The organism is Desulfotalea psychrophila LSv54 (genome assembly GCF_000025945.1).
Classification (GTDB): domain Bacteria; phylum Desulfobacterota; class Desulfobulbia; order Desulfobulbales; family Desulfocapsaceae; genus Desulfotalea; species Desulfotalea psychrophila.
The window spans coordinates 563,197-580,174 of the sequence record NC_006138.1 but is presented as its reverse complement, the minus strand read 5'-3'; the positions used below and the strand labels follow the sequence as shown (position 1 = coordinate 580,174).

Here is a 16,978-nt window from a genome sequence, read left to right as displayed (position 1 = left end):
ATGTCTCTCTTCTAGGAGGGATAGGACAGGTTCTTTTCTGCAATATTGTCCAGAACTTCAGTAAAGTATTTTCCTGCTTCCTCTTTGGCTTGGATCAGATCCATAAAACGGAAATTACCACACTCAACGGCACTCTCTCCAGGAATAGTTCCTGTAAATTGGGCAACATAAGCAAACATTTCCTGCATCAGGGGTACAATGTCCTTGGCCTTCCAGTCGCCAGCGAGGATGAGGTAAAACCCTGTTTGGCATCCCATGGGGCCAAAATAGATTGTTCTGTCAGCCCATGTCTTATGGTTGCGCAGAAATGTGGCACCAATATGTTCGATGGTATGGCTAGCTGCCCCGTCAAGTGCTGGCTCATTATTGGGCTCTTTGAGACGGAGATCAAAGGTGGTTATTACATTGCCTGCGACCTTGTCCTGGCGGGAGACATAGACTCCACGCTTGAGTTTGGTGTGGTCGATGGTGAAACTTGCTATCTTTTCCATTTACATTCCCTCCTTGAGTTGCTCAACCATTTCGAAAACAACCTGTACGGAGTTTTTGGCAGATTCTTCCATGGATTGGGTATAGGTATCGGCACTTTTTGTTTCGCGGACCTTATCAGAGATAGAGCGGATCAGGACAAAAGGGATATTAAAGAGATGGCTGGTTTGGGCAATGGATGCACCTTCCATCTCCACCGCCATGATCTGGGGAAAATTTTTCAGAATATTTTCCACCTGTTCCGTGGTATGGATAAAGGAGTCGCCTGAGAAGACCGGTCCTTCGAAGATACGGGCCTTGCTCTTCAGGTTAACCTTGGTGGCCATCTCAACCAGTCGCCTGTCAGCTTGGAATTCTGAGGGCATGTCGGGGATCTGTCCCAACTCATAGCCAAAGGCAGTGGCGTCGGCATCGTGGTGGCGAACGGATGAGGAGATAACAATATCACCAACGTTCATCTCATTGATAAAGCCGCCGGCAACGCCGGTGTTGATAAGGCATTTTGGTTTCAGCTTATCTATCATTAGAGTGGTGCCTATCGCTGCATTTACCTTGCCAATGCCACAGCGCATGAGTCCAACCTCAACTCCATTGATCTGGCCAGTGTAATACTTACAATGACCTAGCTGTACTTCCTCACAGTTATCGAGGCGATCAACTAAGAGTGTAAGTTCTTCCTCCATTGCTGCAATAATTCCGACTTTCAAGATATCCACCATAGTGTTTTTTATAAAGAGAAGATCCGTCGCGCTTCTTGTTCTCAGGCCGACCTTAGAAATATAAGCATGAAAACTTGATTAGTAAATTTAATCTTAAGCATAGATCTTTTTTCTCCGTTTTTATTGGTTTTGACACCTCTTTTGCCGTATTCCAGTCCTGATCTTTGCTTAGGAGTAATGCCTGCCAGATATGCAGTCCTCAGTTGTTTTCAGAATTGTGGCTGATCTACGGGCGTCTCCTTGATGCCTGCTGAAATTGTTCCCACGGTACCGGTATGCCAATGCTGATGAGAAGCCAGCCTGAGTATAATATTCCCCTGCAGTTCAAAGAGAGATAGGCTAGATTGCTTCTTGGCTGCTCAGGATGGCGGAAAAATTTGCTAGAAGTTTTTCTTTCCAGCTTGATTGGCCTCTACTACTTACAGTGTAGCAGAAAGGGGCACGGATGTTTTGCCATAAGGGCTGGATGCGAGTAGCCTGTTAATGTTTACCACCGAGCTCTTCGCCTCTGGTAATAAAAAATATTCTAAGTCACTAAACATCAAAGAACATTTTAGATTTTGCAATCTATAGCAGATATAACGATATGAAATTTCTCCATACCTCTGACTGGCATCTGGGACGAAGCCTCTATGGCCATAAACGTTACCGGGAATTTGCCCTCTTTTTAGACTGGCTCGCTGAAACCATCATGGAGAGGGAGGTCGATACCCTGCTGGTGGCAGGCGATATCTTTGATACCTCTACTCCCAGCAACAGGGCTCAGGAGCTCTACTATGCCTTTCTCTGCCGGGTGGCAGGCTCCTGCTGTCACCACATTGTTATAATTGGCGGTAATCATGATTCTCCCTCTTTTTTGGATGCTCCCAAGGAGTTGCTTCGAGCCCTTGATGTTCATGTGGTTGGCGCTAAAACAGCTCTGCCCGAGGAGGAGGTCATTGCCCTAAGGGATGGGACGGGGCAGGTGGAGGCTCTGGTCTGTGCCGTTCCCTATCTGCGGGACCGTGATGTGCGAACGCTTGTCCTCGGTGAATCCTGTGCCGATAAGCAACTGCGTCTTATTGCCGGCATTGAAGAGCATTATCAGCAGGTGGTGGCAATAGCCCTGGAGAAACAGCGACAGGAGGAGAGGTATATACCAATCATTGGCATGGGCCATCTCTTTACCATTGGCGGTAAAACCGTTGATGGCGATGGGGTGCGTGATCTCTATGTGGGCACCCTTGCCTCCGTCGAGGCGGCCGCCATCTCTTGCCACCTTGACTATCTGGCCCTGGGCCATCTCCATGTTCCGCAGAGGGTTGCCGGCAGTGAGGTGATTCGCTATTCGGGTTCCCCCCTGCCCATGGGATTTGGTGAGGCGAGCCAACAAAAAATTGTGGTGGAGGCAGAGTTTCTACCGGGCGTAGAGGCTCCTCCTCGTTTGGAGCTTGTCGCCGTCCCTTGTTTTCAACAGTTGGCGACGGTATCTGGTTCGCTAGAAGAGATACTCATCCGTCTTGCCGAATACCGGCAGGCAGAGGGGAGTCTCTGGTTGCAGGTGGAGTATACTGGCGAGCTACCCGTTGCCGATCTTCGTCAGCAGATAGAGTCTGCCCTTGAGGGGAGTCAGGTTACAGTGCTGCGGATTAAGAATTTGAATATTCGCGAGCAGATTCTCTGTCAGCTAGAGGACGAGGAGAGCCTTGATGATCTTGGTCTGGAGGAGGTCTTTGACCGTTGTCTCAGTGCCTACGATCTTGATGAGGGGACGCGGGCTGAACTGGCGGCGAGTTATGGCGAAATTGTCCGGGATCTGTTGGAAAAGGACGAGAATAGGGAGTAGGAGTGCCTCTGATACTATGAAAATATTACAACTTCGATTTAAGAACCTCAACTCCCTGGTGGGGGAGTGGGCCATTGATTTTACCGCTGCCGAATATCTGGCCGATGGTATTTTTGCCATTACCGGGCCGACGGGGGCCGGTAAATCAACCATCCTTGATGCCATCTGTCTTGCCCTCTATGGCAAAACCCCCCGCCTGGACAAGGTAAATAAGACGACCAACGAGATCATGTCCCGACAGACGGGTGAATGTTTTGCCGAGATTGTCTTCAGTACCCAGGCGGGAATCTTCTCCTGTCACTGGGGGCAGCATCGGGCCCGAAAAAAACCGGGTGCTAAGCTTGCCGATCAGAGACATGAAATAGCCGATGTCAGCAGTGGTCAGATCATAGAGTCGAAAAAGAGCAATGTTCCCAAGGTGGTGGCAGAGGTGACGGGGATGGATTTTCAGCAGTTCACCCGTTCTATTCTCCTGGCCCAGGGAGGCTTTGATACCTTCTTGAAGGCGGCCGGTGATAAGCGCAGTCCCATTCTTGAACAGATTACCGGTACGGAGATATACAGTACCATCTCGCAGAGGGTGCATGAGCGTTGGCGTGATGAGCGGGAAAATCTGAACTTGTTGCAGGCCGAAACTTCCAGCATTGTGACTCTAGAGCCGGAACAGGAAAAAGAGATTGAGCAGAATCTTGAGGCAAAGCAGAAACAGGGGACTGAGCTTGTCGCTAAATCAACCGAAACCGGCAAAGCCATTACATGGCTTGCCACCACCGAAGGCCTGCAAAGGGAAATAGATAGCCTTACGGATGAGGCGGCAAAACTGCAAACCGAGGTTGAAACTTTCAAGCCGAAACGTGGTAAACTTGAACAGGCCGTCAGAGCTGCTTCGCTGGATGGGACATATGCAAGCCTCACCGCCCTCCGCAAACAGCAGTCTGAAGATCAGGCTGCATTGAAAAAAGAGGACGCCGCGTTTCCTGAACTGGAGACATCGACAAATACGCAAGCTGAAGCCCTTAAAAGCACCGAACAACTCACCCTCAAAACAAAAGAGAATTTGAAATCGGCAGCACCTTTGATTCAGAAAATTCGATCTCTTGATCAACAGATTACGGACCGGGCAAAGGCTGTTTCGGAAGGCGATGAGACCTGTAGCAGGGAAGCAGCAAAGATTGAGACGGACAGGCAGACCTGGGTGAAAGAACAGGAAAAGCGGACTGGGGCTGGAAGATCACTGGAGCTTGCAGAACAATACCTCAAAGAGCATGCACAGGATGAATGGCTGATCAGTGGTCTGGCAGGCATCGAAGAACAGTTCGGCAACCTACTCGCCAGACAAGGGGAGATTACTCAGAAAGAAACCGATCTCAAAAATGCTGCTACTGCCATGGTAGAAGCGGCAAAGAAGCTGGAGGATACCACAAAGCAGAGCGCCATCCGTAGGCAGAAGCTTGAGGATGCCGCAGGAAATCTTCGGCAAGGCAAGGATACCTTGAGCGAATTACTGGGCGATAACTTGCTCCGGGAATATCGCACCGAAAAGGAGACCCTGCTACGTGAAATCGCATACATCAGAAAGATCGAGGAGCTTGAAGATCACCGGGCTAAGCTGGAAGATGGCAAACCTTGTCCGCTCTGCGGTTCAACCGAGCATCCTTTTGCCGAGGGTAATGTACCGGTTCCCGATGAAAACGAGCAGAAGATCGAGTTACTGACCAGGCTGATCTCTAGGGCAGAGGATCAGGAGGCTATCGTCAAAAAACTGGAAGAAGCACAAACCACTGCCCGCAGAGATCTGGAGAACAGCGAAAAGCTGGAAAGCAATGTAGCCAACGATAAGAGGGCCGTTGAAAAAGATTTCACGGAATTGCAGGGTGGTTTGGAAAAATTCCGGAGCGGATTCAAAGAACTGAAGCTGGCGGTATCAGGGAAGCTTCAGCCGCTTGGCATCACGGAAATACCGGAGGCTCAAGTCTCATCACTGCTCGAATCTCTCAAGTCACGGCAGAAAAAATGGCAGGAACAGGTCTGGCAAAAGAGTGACATCGAAAAACAGATCGCTACCATCAACAGTGAGATGAAGCGTCTTACTGCCGTGATTGAAATTCAAAGCGCGGCTCTGAATGAAAAGCAGGAAAACCTGAAACGGCTTCAACGGGAACATGCCGATGGAACGGATCAACGCAAGAAACTGTATGGCGACAAAAATCCCGCCGATCAAGAAGGCCGTCTGAACGAGGCTATTGCGGATGCCGAGAAAGCGGAAAAGAGAGCCAGAAGCCTGAACAGTGGACTGCAGGAGAAACTAACGACTGCAAGGGCCCATGTTGAATCCCTGGGAAAACGTATTGAGCAAAGAGAGCCGGATCTAAAAAAAGCGGAAACAGACTTCTCAACAGCACTGGAACCGGCGGGCTTTGCAGAGGAAAAACAGTTCCTTGAGGCCAGGCTGACAAATAATGAGCGGGAAGCCTTGTCTTACCGGGCAAGGAAACTGGATGATGCTGGGACGGAACTGAAGGGCAGGCAGAAAGACCGGGAGACGCGCTTGGCCTCCGAAATAGCAAAGAAGCTTACTGATAAATCTCTTGAAGAGCTGGAGGCGCAGTTCAAAGAGTATGGAGAATCCCTGAAAGAATTAGGCGATGCCATTGCCGGTTTCAGGCACAGGCTGAACGAGAATAGAGCAATCAAGGAGCGGATTAAGGAAAAGCAACCCGCCATCGAGGCACAGAAAAAAGAGTGCGGCCGTTGGGATCTGCTTCATGAACTGATCGGTTCCGCCGACGGTAAAAAATATCGTGATTTTGCGCAAGGGTTGACCTTTGAACTGATGGTGCATCAGGCCAACCGCCAACTGGTGAAGATGACAGATCGTTATCTGCTTATCCGTGATGCGGAAAAGCCTCTGGAACTGCAGGTTGTGGATAACTATCAGGGCGGTGATCTGCGCTCGACTAAAAACCTCTCCGGTGGTGAGAGCTTTATTGTCAGTCTGGCCCTTGCTCTAGGGCTCTCCTCTATGGCCAGTCGCAAGGTGCGGGTGGATTCTCTTTTTCTTGATGAGGGATTTGGCACCCTGGATGATGACGCTCTGGAGGTTGCCCTGGAGACGCTTGCTGGTCTGCGGCAGGAAGATAAACTTATCGGCGTTATTTCCCATGTCCCCGCCCTTAAAGAACGGATAGCAACGCAAATACAGGTGATGCCTCTTTCTGGAGGCAGGAGCTCCATTCAGGGCCCTGGCTGTCGCCTGCTTTAAAAACGGAGAGTTGGTTTTATGTATAACAATTTCATATATTTTTTGGTGGCTATCTTTATCTTTAGTTTCAGCCCCAATATTGAACCGACGGGTTCTTCCCTCTGGCCCCTCCTTGCCCTTATGGCTCTGGTTATAGGCTATAGAGGTATCTGTCGCCGTCTCTTTAGACGGTTGGCAGGCGCTGGGGTCGGCAGCTATCTGCAGACTGAGAGGAGGCTTTCAATTATTGCTCTGGTCTTTTATGGGCTGGGCTTTTATCTGTTTAACCTGAAGTATTATTTTCAGTTTTTTTCCCTGGCGGGGCATTTGCCGGCCCTGGCAGATATTGCTGCCCTCTGTTTTTTCCTTTTTCTTCTGGCCGTCATGTGGGCAGAGGGAAGTGCCTGTCATGCCCGTATTACCGGCGGCGGCCAGGGGCGGTGGCGATTTATTGTCGCTAATATTGGCAGTAGTCTGCCCATTATTTTGCCCTGGATGATATTTTCCCTGGCAGTGGATATTGTTCAGGGGCTACCCATTTCCGGTGCGGAAAATATCTTTGTCGGTGAGCGGGGAGAGCTGTATCTCTTTGCTCTCTTCTTTGTCTTTGTCCTCCTGCTCTTACCGCCTCTTATTCGTAGATTGTGGAGATGCACCCCTCTGCCGGCAGGTCCTCTGCGTGACCATTTGGATCGATTCTGCGCCCGGCAGAAATTTTCTGCCCAGTATTTTATCTGGCCCCTGCTGGAGGGTAGGGCCATGACGGCGGGTGTAGTGGGCGTTATCCCTGGCCTTCGCTATATTCTCTTGACCCCGGCAATTATCGAGACCATGGATAGTGACGAACTGGACGCTATTATGGCCCATGAAATAGCCCATGTCAAACGTGGACATATCTTCTTCTACATTTGTCTCATTCTTGGTTTTAGTGTCATCGTTGGTTGGCTGATAGAGCCTCTACTCTATACCGTCCTCAGTCTGCCGCCCGTTATGGCCCTTGCGGTTTCGGGCAGGGTGGATTCGGAGAACCTTGCCTCTCTTGCCAGCGGCATTCCTCTTGTGCTTCTTCTCGTCCTCTACTTCAGATATTTTTTTGGTTTTTTTATTCGTAACTTTGAGAGACAGGCGGATCTCTATACCATCTCTGTTATGGGCTCTGCCTCTCCCCTGATCGCAGCCTTTGAAAAAATTTCTCTCTTTACCGGGACAAAACGAGAGGAGCCGAGTTGGCATCACTTTGGCTTGGGCCAACGTATAGATTGTCTGGCTCAGGCTGAGGTGGATGCTTCTCGGGTTAAGAGGCATAATCGTATTTTGGCCTGCTGTCTGGCCTCCTATTTTATCGGTGCGACCCTCCTCTTTTTTCTTTTAAACTCTATTTCTGTTGAAAAGATGGAGCTTGAGTATAAGGAAAAATATGCCATTGCCACCATTATTCATAAGGCCGCTGAGGAGCCAAATAATGTTCTCTGGCAGCATCTGCTGGGAGACGTCTACCTCAGCCAAAAGAGAACAGAACAGGCCCTTGCCGCCTATGAAAAGACGGTTGCCTTAGATCCTAAGAATGCAGAACTGCTCAATAACCTCTCCTGGCTTCTCCTTACCGTGGAGGGCAGGGAACTGCGTGATCCTGAAAGGGCCCTGGCTTTAGCGGAAACGGCTGCCTTTCTCTCTCAGCAGAGCCATATTCTCGATACCCTGGCCACTGCATATTGGGCTACGGGTAGAAAGGGGCTTGCCGTACAGACAGAGCGTCTTGCCCTGCGCGGAGATCCAGATAGGGCGGATTATTATAGGCAGAGAATAGAGATGTTTTTGGGCCAGAATTATTTGGACTCAGCCGCCGGTGGTAGTTAAGCCGTGGCGGGGCCCAGTCTCTTTTCTTTAACTGCCTATTGGTAAAATGATTGAATGCTCATGGTTTGTTTTTATAAATAAAGAGGGTCATAGATGAAATTTATTAATAGCGAATCCCTGCTCGACCTTCTCGTGGAGCAGGAAATAATCAGCCCTAAACAGCGGGATATTATTGGTCTGGAAAAGGGTAAACAGCGGCAGAAATTACTGAGGGCCCTGCCTCGTGCAGAGCGTGAAGAGAAGAATAGGGTTGATCTCGTTGATGTGATCGCCGCATTTAATTTTCAGAGTGGCGGTGATAAGAGCAGGTTGGTGGATGAAGAGCTTATTATGCGGACGGTGGCTTATGCCCGTCGTCTGGAGTTAAAAAGCTTGATCCTCTGGATCTTGATATGAATATTGTCACCAAGACAATCCCCTATAGCTTTGCCTCCCGCCATCTTATTGTGCCCATAGAGCAAAAGGGGACTCATCTTAAGGTGGCCGTTTATCATCCCGATAGTAAGGATGTCCTGCATGATATTGAGCAGGCAAATCAGCTTCAGGTTTCCGCCTGTCTGGCCACTAAGGCAGATATACGGAAAATACTGTCGGAATTTTTTGGTTTTCAACGCTCTATCTCGGCGGCAGAGAGTCAATGTGGCTCCTTCCGGGATGATATGTCTGTGGATATAGGCAATCTTGAGAGGTATGTGAAGATATCTTCCACCAAGGAGCTGACCTCTTCTGATCAGCATATAAAGTCTGCTCTGAACCATATCTTTCAGTATGCCCTGGATCAGCGGGCCAGTGATATCCATGTTGAGCCCAAACGGGAAACGACCATGGTCCGTTTTCGTATAGATGGGGCCCTCCATATCATCTATACCCTGCCCAAGGCCGTTCACTCTGCCCTGATCTCTCGGATAAAATTTTTAGCCCGTCTCGATATTGCAGAAAAACGAAGACCACAGGATGGCCGTATTAAACTGGGAGCTAAGAATAATCTGGAGGTTGAGGTGCGGGTGTCGACGGTGCCCGTCTCCTTTGGCGAAAAGGTGGTGATGCGTATCCTTGATCCCTCGGTCATCTTTCAGGATATTTCGGGCCTTGGTCTCTCTCCCCGTGATTTGCATGTCTATAATAGTTGTATAGCTGCCCCCCACGGTATCTTCCTGGTGACCGGGCCGACGGGTAGTGGTAAATCGACGACCCTCTACTCCACCCTCAAGGCTATCTCCAGCTCAGAGAAGAATATTGTCACCGTTGAAGATCCTGTGGAGATGGTCTATGAGGAGTTTAATCAAATTGCCGTTCAGCCACTGATCGACGTCACCTTCTCAACCATTCTGCGTAATATTCTCCGGCAGGATCCCGATATTATTATGATCGGGGAGATTCGTGATCATGAAACAGCGGCCCATGCGGTCCAGGCGGCCATGACCGGCCATCTGGTCTTTTCCACCCTTCATACCAACGATGCCGCCAGTGCAGTGGCCCGTCTTGAGGATCTGGGCCTGCAACCATTTATGATTGCCTCCACCCTGCTTGGCTGTATGGCCCAACGTCTGGTCAAGACTATTTGCACCTCCTGTGCCGAGGAGTATTCGGTGAGTTGTCAGGAGCTGCGGCGGATGGGCTTTCCTGTCGAGGGCGATGGCGAGATGCGTTTGAAGAGGGGCAAGGGCTGTCGGGAGTGCCGTGGTACCGGCTATAGAGGCAGATGTGGCATCTTCGAGATTTTTCCTGTATCACCGCCCCTGAAACGGTTGATTGGTACTGGTGAGCTGGGTGGCGATGTAGAACAGCTTGCAATTCGTGAGGGAATGACTACCTTAAGAGAGGATGCTTGGCAGAAGGTACAGGCAGGGATAACCACTTGCGAAGAAGTCCTGCGGGTCACCTCCGATGATAATTTTAAACCCTTCAGCGCCTAGAAAGACGGGTTGCTGGGTTGAGGATAGAAAGAGATGGGTATTAAGATAGTTTGTAAAAACAAGAAGGCCTACCATGAGTACGAGATTCTCGACACCTATGAGGCGGGTATGGTGCTCTCCGGCCCGGAGGTCAAATCCCTGCGGGGTGGACGAGGTAACCTCGTCGATGGTCATGTGGCCATTAATGCCCGTGGTGAAGCGATGCTCTATAATGTTCATATTTCACATTATATGTTTACCAGCCACAATCCGGTAGAGCCTCTGCGGGTGCGTAAATTACTTCTCCACAAGAGAGAGCTGCACAAACTAAATGGAAAATTAAAAGAGAAAGGCCTTGCCCTCATCCCCTTGAAGATATACTTTATAGAGAATGGTAAGGCGAAAATCGAATTAGGTCTTGCCAAGGGTAAGAAAATGTACGATAAACGGGCTACTCTCAAAGAGCAGCAAGGCAAACGCGAGTTAGCTCGTGTAATGCGCCGTGGTTAGATAATAAAAAAACTTGTTGAAGATATATGGGGGCGAAACGGCTTCGACGGGGATGTATAAGCTCTACGTTGCATGTCGAGCAACTGCCAGCTCGTAAAAAAGGCGGAAACTAATATAATCGCAGACGATTATAACTACGCAGTAGCAGCTTAATAACTGTCATACTGCCGTCTCTCCAGTCCTCCGCTCATGAGGGTTGGGTCCGAGGCGTCGACCAAAATGAGCTAGCAATCGGGTGGTGTTCTGGTCGCCCCGGCGCGAAAATATACAGAATAGCGTTATAGTATCCCTGTTCCGACGGAAGCTAAATCGCGAAAACTAAGTGGGAACTAAACATGTAGATACGAGAGGGGAGCATTTGCGGACGCGGGTTCGACTCCCGCCGCCTCCACCAGATTAGGCCGTAGTTGAAGAGTTTTCTTCGATTACGGCCTTTTTTCTTTCCCAATATGATTTTAGCTATTCAAGTATATCTTTAAACTTCAAGCAGCCCTACATTTTCTTAAATCCCCACAAATATCTCTCTTCTTTATCGCGTTTTTGCAAGTACCTTTGCTTTACTAAGAAATGTTTCTTACTGTAAACGCCTTATAATATCTCTGTTTTCTTTATTTTTTTTCATGACTGACTCATCTCTCAAGATATCAATATTATTGGCATTTAGGCTTAGCGCAAAAATATGTTTGTGAATCACGGTGTCACCGTAAATATTTTCACATCTTGAATATAATATAATCATCTCAGATGAGAAAGGATCAAGAGTATTTGGAACTGTTAGAAGCATTTCGCTTCTCGCCCCAGGTTCAAACAACTTAATATTATGGCCGTGATGGTGAAAGACTCCCCTTCTGTCAACATTCACGAATTGAATATTTCTTGCTTTTCCCAACCCAATATTCTCAATAAAAAATAATTCTTCCATTCTAGCCTGAGAATCGTTGTTCTCACCCAAGCCTTCAATATTTAATTCAATAACACCTGTAGCCAATGGGTGCTGATTTTTTTTAAAGCCAGAAAAGGTTAAAATTGGCTTAACAGAATTTTCCCGTTGCTGCTCACTTGCTAATCGCGCCTCCCTTATTGATGCATATACACCAAACAAAGTAAGTAATGCCGCTAAGCATGGGATGAAAATTGTTATAAAATCGTTTTGAGATACAACTATATTATCTTGAAGCGCTAAGGAGAAAATAGTTATAATTGATGCTAAAAATGCAGATATAGATGATGCTAGAAAATAAGGTAGCATGTCTATAATCTGTTCACTTATCCTCTTAACATCTATCCTTTTAAAGAAAACTTTAATCTTAGAACGAATCGTCCTGTAAAAAGGCATATAAATTTTCCCATACTTGTATTTAAAATTTAATATTTTATATTTATGAGAAACCATAGGCTCAATCAACTCATTTTCAACATCAATATAATTAATACCATTATGATGCTGTATCTCGCCGCCTTCAACGTAATGAATAATGTCACCACTCTTGTTCACTCCAATTGTAGCCATACCTTCCTGCGTGACCTATAATATTATTAAAATTAATGTCTTACTGAACACTCTTTCTCGCTATTTCTACAACCTGTTTTACGATAAATACTTCGTACATCATTAGCACCAACCCGAAACGGTCAAAAGCCTTATTGGTCTGGTGCATGGTGCTTGTCCGCTCGGGAGAAAAGTGTTCACGCAGGGCGATGGCAGAGCTATGACCTGTCCCGGCATCCTTCTACCCCAATATTCTTGCAGGCACGTTTCCACCACAAATGCATATCGCTGGCAACACCGTCTTTTTCTGTTTATTGGCCAAAGTAGCGCGGAAAAGCTCCTCTGTAGGTAAAGAGGCCATCATTAACCTTAGCGATCTTATCGCCTCTCCTCTCATCATATTGTTTGTTATTACCACTTCTCTCTCTCTGTTTAAACGCTCTGCCCGGTTAATGTCTATTTTCTGTGCAGATTTTTTATAAACTTTCTTAAATTTTTTGATGTGATATCGGATTTATAGGGTTATTAGCAGAGGCCTTGAGGAAAAGAGTTTGAGTCTTTTAGGGCGTGTAGATTGAATCTCTTGTCTGGAATGCTCTTCGCATGTTAGGGTGTGTCTTTTTCAGGAGTAGATATTTTGACATCGGAGAGTCCTTTATGAGTGAACAACTACCTGCTGGTATATATGAGAGAGTGCTTGATACAGAGCTTCAGGAGTTGTTGCAAAATCATCCTGAGTTGAAGGTGATCCTGCGAAAAATAGATGATGAGCTTGCACCTCACGTCTATAGCCAGTTTGTAGGCAAGCTTATACAGGAAACGCTTCATTCAGCTAAAAAAGAGCAGCGAATAGATATTTTTAATCGAATTCTTGATGTGCTCTCGGCAACGGATGGTTTGGCGTATCAGCAGAGGCATAAATTACTGGGTGCTGAGAGCAATCTTTTGCTTCAGGTCAGTAAGGATTCCCAGGCCTATGTTCGCCCTAAGACCCCCATGACAACCAGTTCCCTCTTAACGGGTCTTGGTATAGATCCTCCACTGGAGCATGAACTTCGGGCAGAGATGTTTACTGCCGATCGGGTTGATATTCTTATTTCCTTTATAAAATGGTCGGGTTTGCGTCTTTTGCGACCAGCTCTGGAGGCCTTGGCAGAGAGAAATGTACCTGTCCGTATACTCTCCACCAGCTATATGGGGGTAAGTGATCCTGCCGCCTTGGAGTGGCTTGATAGGCAACCCAATATAGAGGTAAGGGTCTCCTATGATAGTGGTGGCACAAGGCTTCATGCTAAGGCCTACCATTTTATGCGCGAGAGTGGTTGCTCTACAGCATATATTGGTTCAGCTAATATGTCCCATTCTGCCATGACCAATGGTTTAGAGTGGACGGTTAAAGTCACAGCACATGATATGCCCCATATTCTCTCCAGATTTATTGCTGATTTTGCGAGCTACTGGCAAAGCCCGGAGTTTGAGGTTTTTGATAAAGATCGCTTTCAATCGGTTATTCAACGTTTTAAGCAGGGCGTTGAAAATAGTACACCCTTTTTTGCAGAGATTACACCCCGTCCTTTTCAGCTTCGAATATTAGAATCCCTTACTGCGGCAAGACAAAATAACTCTTTTAGAAATCTTATTGTTGCCGCAACAGGTACAGGGAAGACGGTTATTTCTGCCCTTGATTATCAGCGATATATAGCTGGCAGAGGAAAACAGGAACCCCTTTTGTTTGTAGCCCATCGCAAAGAGATTCTTGAACAGGCAATGGGTTGTTTCAGAACCGTGCTACGGGACCAAAATTTTGGAGAGTTGTTAGTTGATCATAGGGTGCCCACTGAGTGGAATCATGTATTTGCCTCAATACAGAGTTTAAATAGTAAACGACCTTGGCGGGATTTTAGCAGAGAGCATTTTCGTTTTGTTATTATTGATGAGGCTCATCATGGCAGGGCAGCAAGTTATCGATGCCTGTTTGATGAAACCTGCATAGATCCAGAAATTTTGCTTGGCCTAACGGCAACTCCAGAGCGAATGGATGGCAGTCAGATCGTGGCCGATTTTGATAATCGTTTTGCGGCAGAGATTCGACTTCCAGAGGCATTGGAAGAGAAGCTGCTCTGCCCCTTTCACTATTTTGGTGTCTCGGACAGTATTGACCTTGCCAGTGATACCTTTTGGCGCAATGGACGCTATGACTCTAAAGAGCTGGAAAAAGTTTTGACCGGGGATGATATTCGGGCAAGACAAAGGCTTGATGTTGTTTTGCAGGCACTGGAGCGTTATCAACCAAACTTAGCCGAGGTGAAGGCTATAGGCTTTTGTGCCGGGGTGAAACATGCCCAGTATATGGCAGATAATTTTAATAAGGCTGGCATTGTCTCTAAGACCTTATTGGGAGAAACACCGCGTGAAGAGCGGGCAGAGAGTTTGCGGGCGTTTCGGGCAGGGAAAATCCACTTTTTGTTTACAGTTGATGTCTTGAGTGAGGGTGTTGATATTCCAGAGATTAATCTTGTCCTTTTTCTGAGACCTACAGAAAGTGTCACTGTCTTTCTCCAGCAGCTTGGTCGAGGACTTCGCCATGCGCCAAATAAAGATTGTCTAACCGTTCTTGATTTTGTCGGGCAGACACATAGGAAATACCGGCTTGATAATAAATTTGCGGCCCTGCTCTCTCGCCGTCGGCAAAGAATAGACCGGGAGGTGGAGGATGATTTCCCCAGTCTTCCCCCTGGCTGTAGTATTATTTTGGAGCGTATAGCCCGTGAACGTATCATTGCCAAGATAAAAAGTGTTCTTGGCAGTTTGAACAATTTTGTTCCCGAGGTTCTGAGAACATGGGAACAAGATCACGGCTCACCTGTGACATTTGCTGCCTTCATAGAGGAGACAGGGCTTTCGCCTGTGCAGATTTTACGTAAAAAGACATGGTCAGAGTGGAAGGCTCTTGCCAATAATCAACCTCAACCCGCTGATCCTGATCTGCAAAAAGCACGGAAGGCCTTGCCTCGAATTGCCCTGAGGACAGATCCTCAGTTGTTGGAGGATCTTAGCTCTTCATCATTGGATTTGTCCTTGGAAGATCCTGAGGAAAGGTATGGGGTGGAACAGGCAACAGCCATGCATTATCTGTTTTGGGGAGAGAAGGCAGAGAAAATTGGGGTTGTAGGGGTGCAAGAATCTTTTCTGAAATGGAGACGAAATAGCTCTGTTTTGGCAGATGTTGCAGAAATTGCAGAATGGCGCCGGCAAGGACCAGCTTTTCCGGTGAGAAAAATAGCACTCCCCTTTCCCTGCAATTTGCAGCTTCATGCCTGCTATGGCTCGGCGGAAATTAAAGCAGCCCTGGGTCTTGCCACGGTTGACAGGCCAGGGCCTGCTGGCCAGGGTGTTATTCATGCGAAAGAGTTGAAAGCGTACGTGCATCTGCTTACTTTCCGGAAGGTTGAGCGAGATTTCTCGCCGACAACCTTGTATCGGGACTACCCTATTAGCCCGGCTCAACTTCATTGGGAAAGTCAGTCAACGATAAGACAAGAAAGTGGTACAGGACAAAATTATATTCACTTTCAAGAGCGGGGCTATACGATTTTGTTTTTTGCAAGATTGGAGAAATGCATTGATGGGGAGACGGCCCCTTTCATCTATCTTGGCCCAGCGAAAGAGCTCCTCTCATGTCAGGACAATCGTCCCATGAAGATGGTTTGGCAACTTGAGTATGACATGCCAGCAGCTCTGTTTGAAGATGCAAGAAATGTGTAATGCAGGGATCGGTGTTGTAACAAACTGTATCTGTTCTTTTTTTGTGGGGTGGTATTGGGCTAAAATGTATTTGATATCGTTTTTTGCCTAGATGGCTAATTTGGGTATCAGCATGGTGCTGAGTTTCTCTTGGGAAAGATTGTTTAACCCGCCAGGGAAAAGAGTTACATTAACAGTTGAAGAGTGTGCTATCTGCCCCTCCCCATAAAAATAAGGAAGAGTTTATGTTGATTTTCAACTGCACCAAGGCTGCGGCTGATTTTTTTACCCTTACCCGCAAGGGAGAGAAGGTATCTCCTTTGAGTGCTCCGCCCAAAAAGGCCATTGATGATTTGGGCTCTGGCAATGAGATAATTTCGCCCTGGCAGTTGCATGTTGTTTCGGTAAAGCGGAGAAAGGTGTTGTTTGCCATGCATATCATGACTCGTTACTGCATGCTTTTCACGGGGCTGAAAAAGGGTGATGTTGCTGGCTTTCTCTCTCTTTTCTGCGAACGTTTGCTCAATAGCATGGGTTTTTTGGCGGAAGGAATTGATGGTTGTGATGAATTCTTATCGCGCTCAATATTTGACAAATTTCTTGAAAAAAACAGTGAGTACTACTTTTGTCAGCGAAGTGATAATAGTGTGCTGGCCCATCTTCGGGATGCCAAGTGGCTTTTTGAAAATCAATTGGATCATGTTGGCTATTTTCCTAATAATATGGAAGAGGCAGCTGGTTTTGATGAGCAGGCCAATGATACGCCTCGTAGAAGTAAGGGGCATAAGCACCATTTTTTCCCAGATGAGGAGATGTTGATTAGCTGGGTAAATCGATATAGTAAGCCTGGCGCTTACTCTGAGACAAGGCTACGGGAGTTCTTTGGGAAAAAGCGTAGCGAGAGGTATCTGAAAATTATTGCTGAACATGCAGGGTTTGAAGATGTTTACGAGAAGATGGCGGAGTTTGCCCAGATGGATGATGGCTCACTCGAAGAGCAGGCGAAGGGACCAAAGAAAGATAATATCATTCCATTTCCAGGTCTTGGCAAGAAATAGAGACATTTGCTACTCATCTGCATAATTTCCAGCCCTGGTTGCTACAGTTTTTTCTTAAAGCTGATAGCTGATAGCTGATGGCTATCTCCTTCGTCTCTTTTGAGTAAAAGAGATCAATAAATCTGGATGCAACTGGTGGTAAGATAAAAAA

General features: G+C 47.3%; 11 protein-coding genes and 1 other RNA gene. 9 read left to right on the top strand and 3 right to left on the bottom strand.

Features of this window, described 5'->3' with window-relative positions; translation table 11 throughout:
* Window positions 1–11 precede the first annotated feature (11 nt).
* The gene (locus DP_RS02630; protein WP_011187774.1) at window positions 12–491 is read right to left on the bottom strand and encodes an S-ribosylhomocysteine lyase; all 480 of its coding nucleotides are present in this window, start codon (window positions 489–491) and stop codon (window positions 12–14) included.
* Window positions 492–1,205, bottom strand: a complete 714-nt coding sequence (locus tag DP_RS02625) for a 5'-methylthioadenosine/adenosylhomocysteine nucleosidase (protein ID WP_407637891.1) — start codon at window positions 1,203–1,205, stop codon at window positions 492–494.
* Window positions 1,206–1,794: 589 nt separating this feature from the next.
* Here DP_RS02625 and DP_RS02620 point away from each other — a divergent pair.
* The 7 genes from DP_RS02620 to ssrA all read left to right on the top strand — a co-directional run bounded on the left by DP_RS02620 (window position 1,795) and on the right by ssrA (window position 10,930).
* Window positions 1,795–3,033 (top strand): exonuclease SbcCD subunit D C-terminal domain-containing protein, encoded by a 1,239-nt coding sequence (locus tag DP_RS02620; RefSeq protein WP_011187772.1) that lies wholly within the window; start codon window positions 1,795–1,797, stop codon window positions 3,031–3,033.
* A gap of 16 nt (window positions 3,034–3,049) precedes the next feature.
* Window positions 3,050–6,295 (top strand): AAA family ATPase, encoded by a 3,246-nt coding sequence (locus DP_RS02615; RefSeq protein WP_011187771.1) that lies wholly within the window; start codon window positions 3,050–3,052, stop codon window positions 6,293–6,295.
* 18 nt (window positions 6,296–6,313) lie between these two features.
* Entirely contained in the window at window positions 6,314–8,131 is a 1,818-nt protein-coding gene (locus DP_RS02610; RefSeq protein ID WP_011187770.1) for a M48 family metallopeptidase, read from the top strand.
* A 93-nt stretch (window positions 8,132–8,224) separates the two neighbouring features.
* A complete protein-coding gene (locus DP_RS18440; protein ID WP_011187769.1) occupies window positions 8,225–8,527 on the top strand; it encodes a hypothetical protein in 303 nt (100 codons plus the stop codon).
* Window positions 8,524–10,047 carry a GspE/PulE family protein gene (locus tag DP_RS02605; protein ID WP_011187768.1) on the top strand — a complete coding sequence of 508 codons (1,524 nt, stop codon included), beginning with the start codon at window positions 8,524–8,526 and terminating at the stop codon, window positions 10,045–10,047. Before DP_RS18440 ends, DP_RS02605 begins: the two co-directional genes overlap by 4 nt.
* Window positions 10,048–10,080: 33 nt before the next feature.
* The gene (smpB, locus tag DP_RS02600) at window positions 10,081–10,536 is read left to right on the top strand and encodes an SsrA-binding protein SmpB (RefSeq protein WP_011187767.1); all 456 of its coding nucleotides are present in this window, start codon (window positions 10,081–10,083) and stop codon (window positions 10,534–10,536) included.
* 28 nt (window positions 10,537–10,564) lie between these two features.
* Window positions 10,565–10,930: a transfer-messenger RNA gene (ssrA, locus tag DP_RS17275) on the top strand.
* Between the two features lie 180 nt (window positions 10,931–11,110).
* Here the strand turns inward: ssrA and DP_RS02595 are convergent.
* Window positions 11,111–12,046 (bottom strand): hypothetical protein, encoded by a 936-nt coding sequence (locus DP_RS02595; protein ID WP_011187766.1) that lies wholly within the window; start codon window positions 12,044–12,046, stop codon window positions 11,111–11,113.
* A gap of 636 nt (window positions 12,047–12,682) precedes the next feature.
* On the opposite strand from DP_RS02595, the gene DP_RS02585 reads away from it, so the two are divergent.
* Window positions 12,683–15,790, top strand: coding sequence for a DUF3427 domain-containing protein (locus DP_RS02585; protein ID WP_156792189.1), 3,108 nt, complete (start codon window positions 12,683–12,685; stop codon window positions 15,788–15,790).
* Between the two features lie 224 nt (window positions 15,791–16,014).
* Window positions 16,015–16,827, top strand: coding sequence for a DUF6933 domain-containing protein (locus DP_RS02580; protein ID WP_049784988.1), 813 nt, complete (start codon window positions 16,015–16,017; stop codon window positions 16,825–16,827).
* Window positions 16,828–16,978 lie beyond the last annotated feature (151 nt).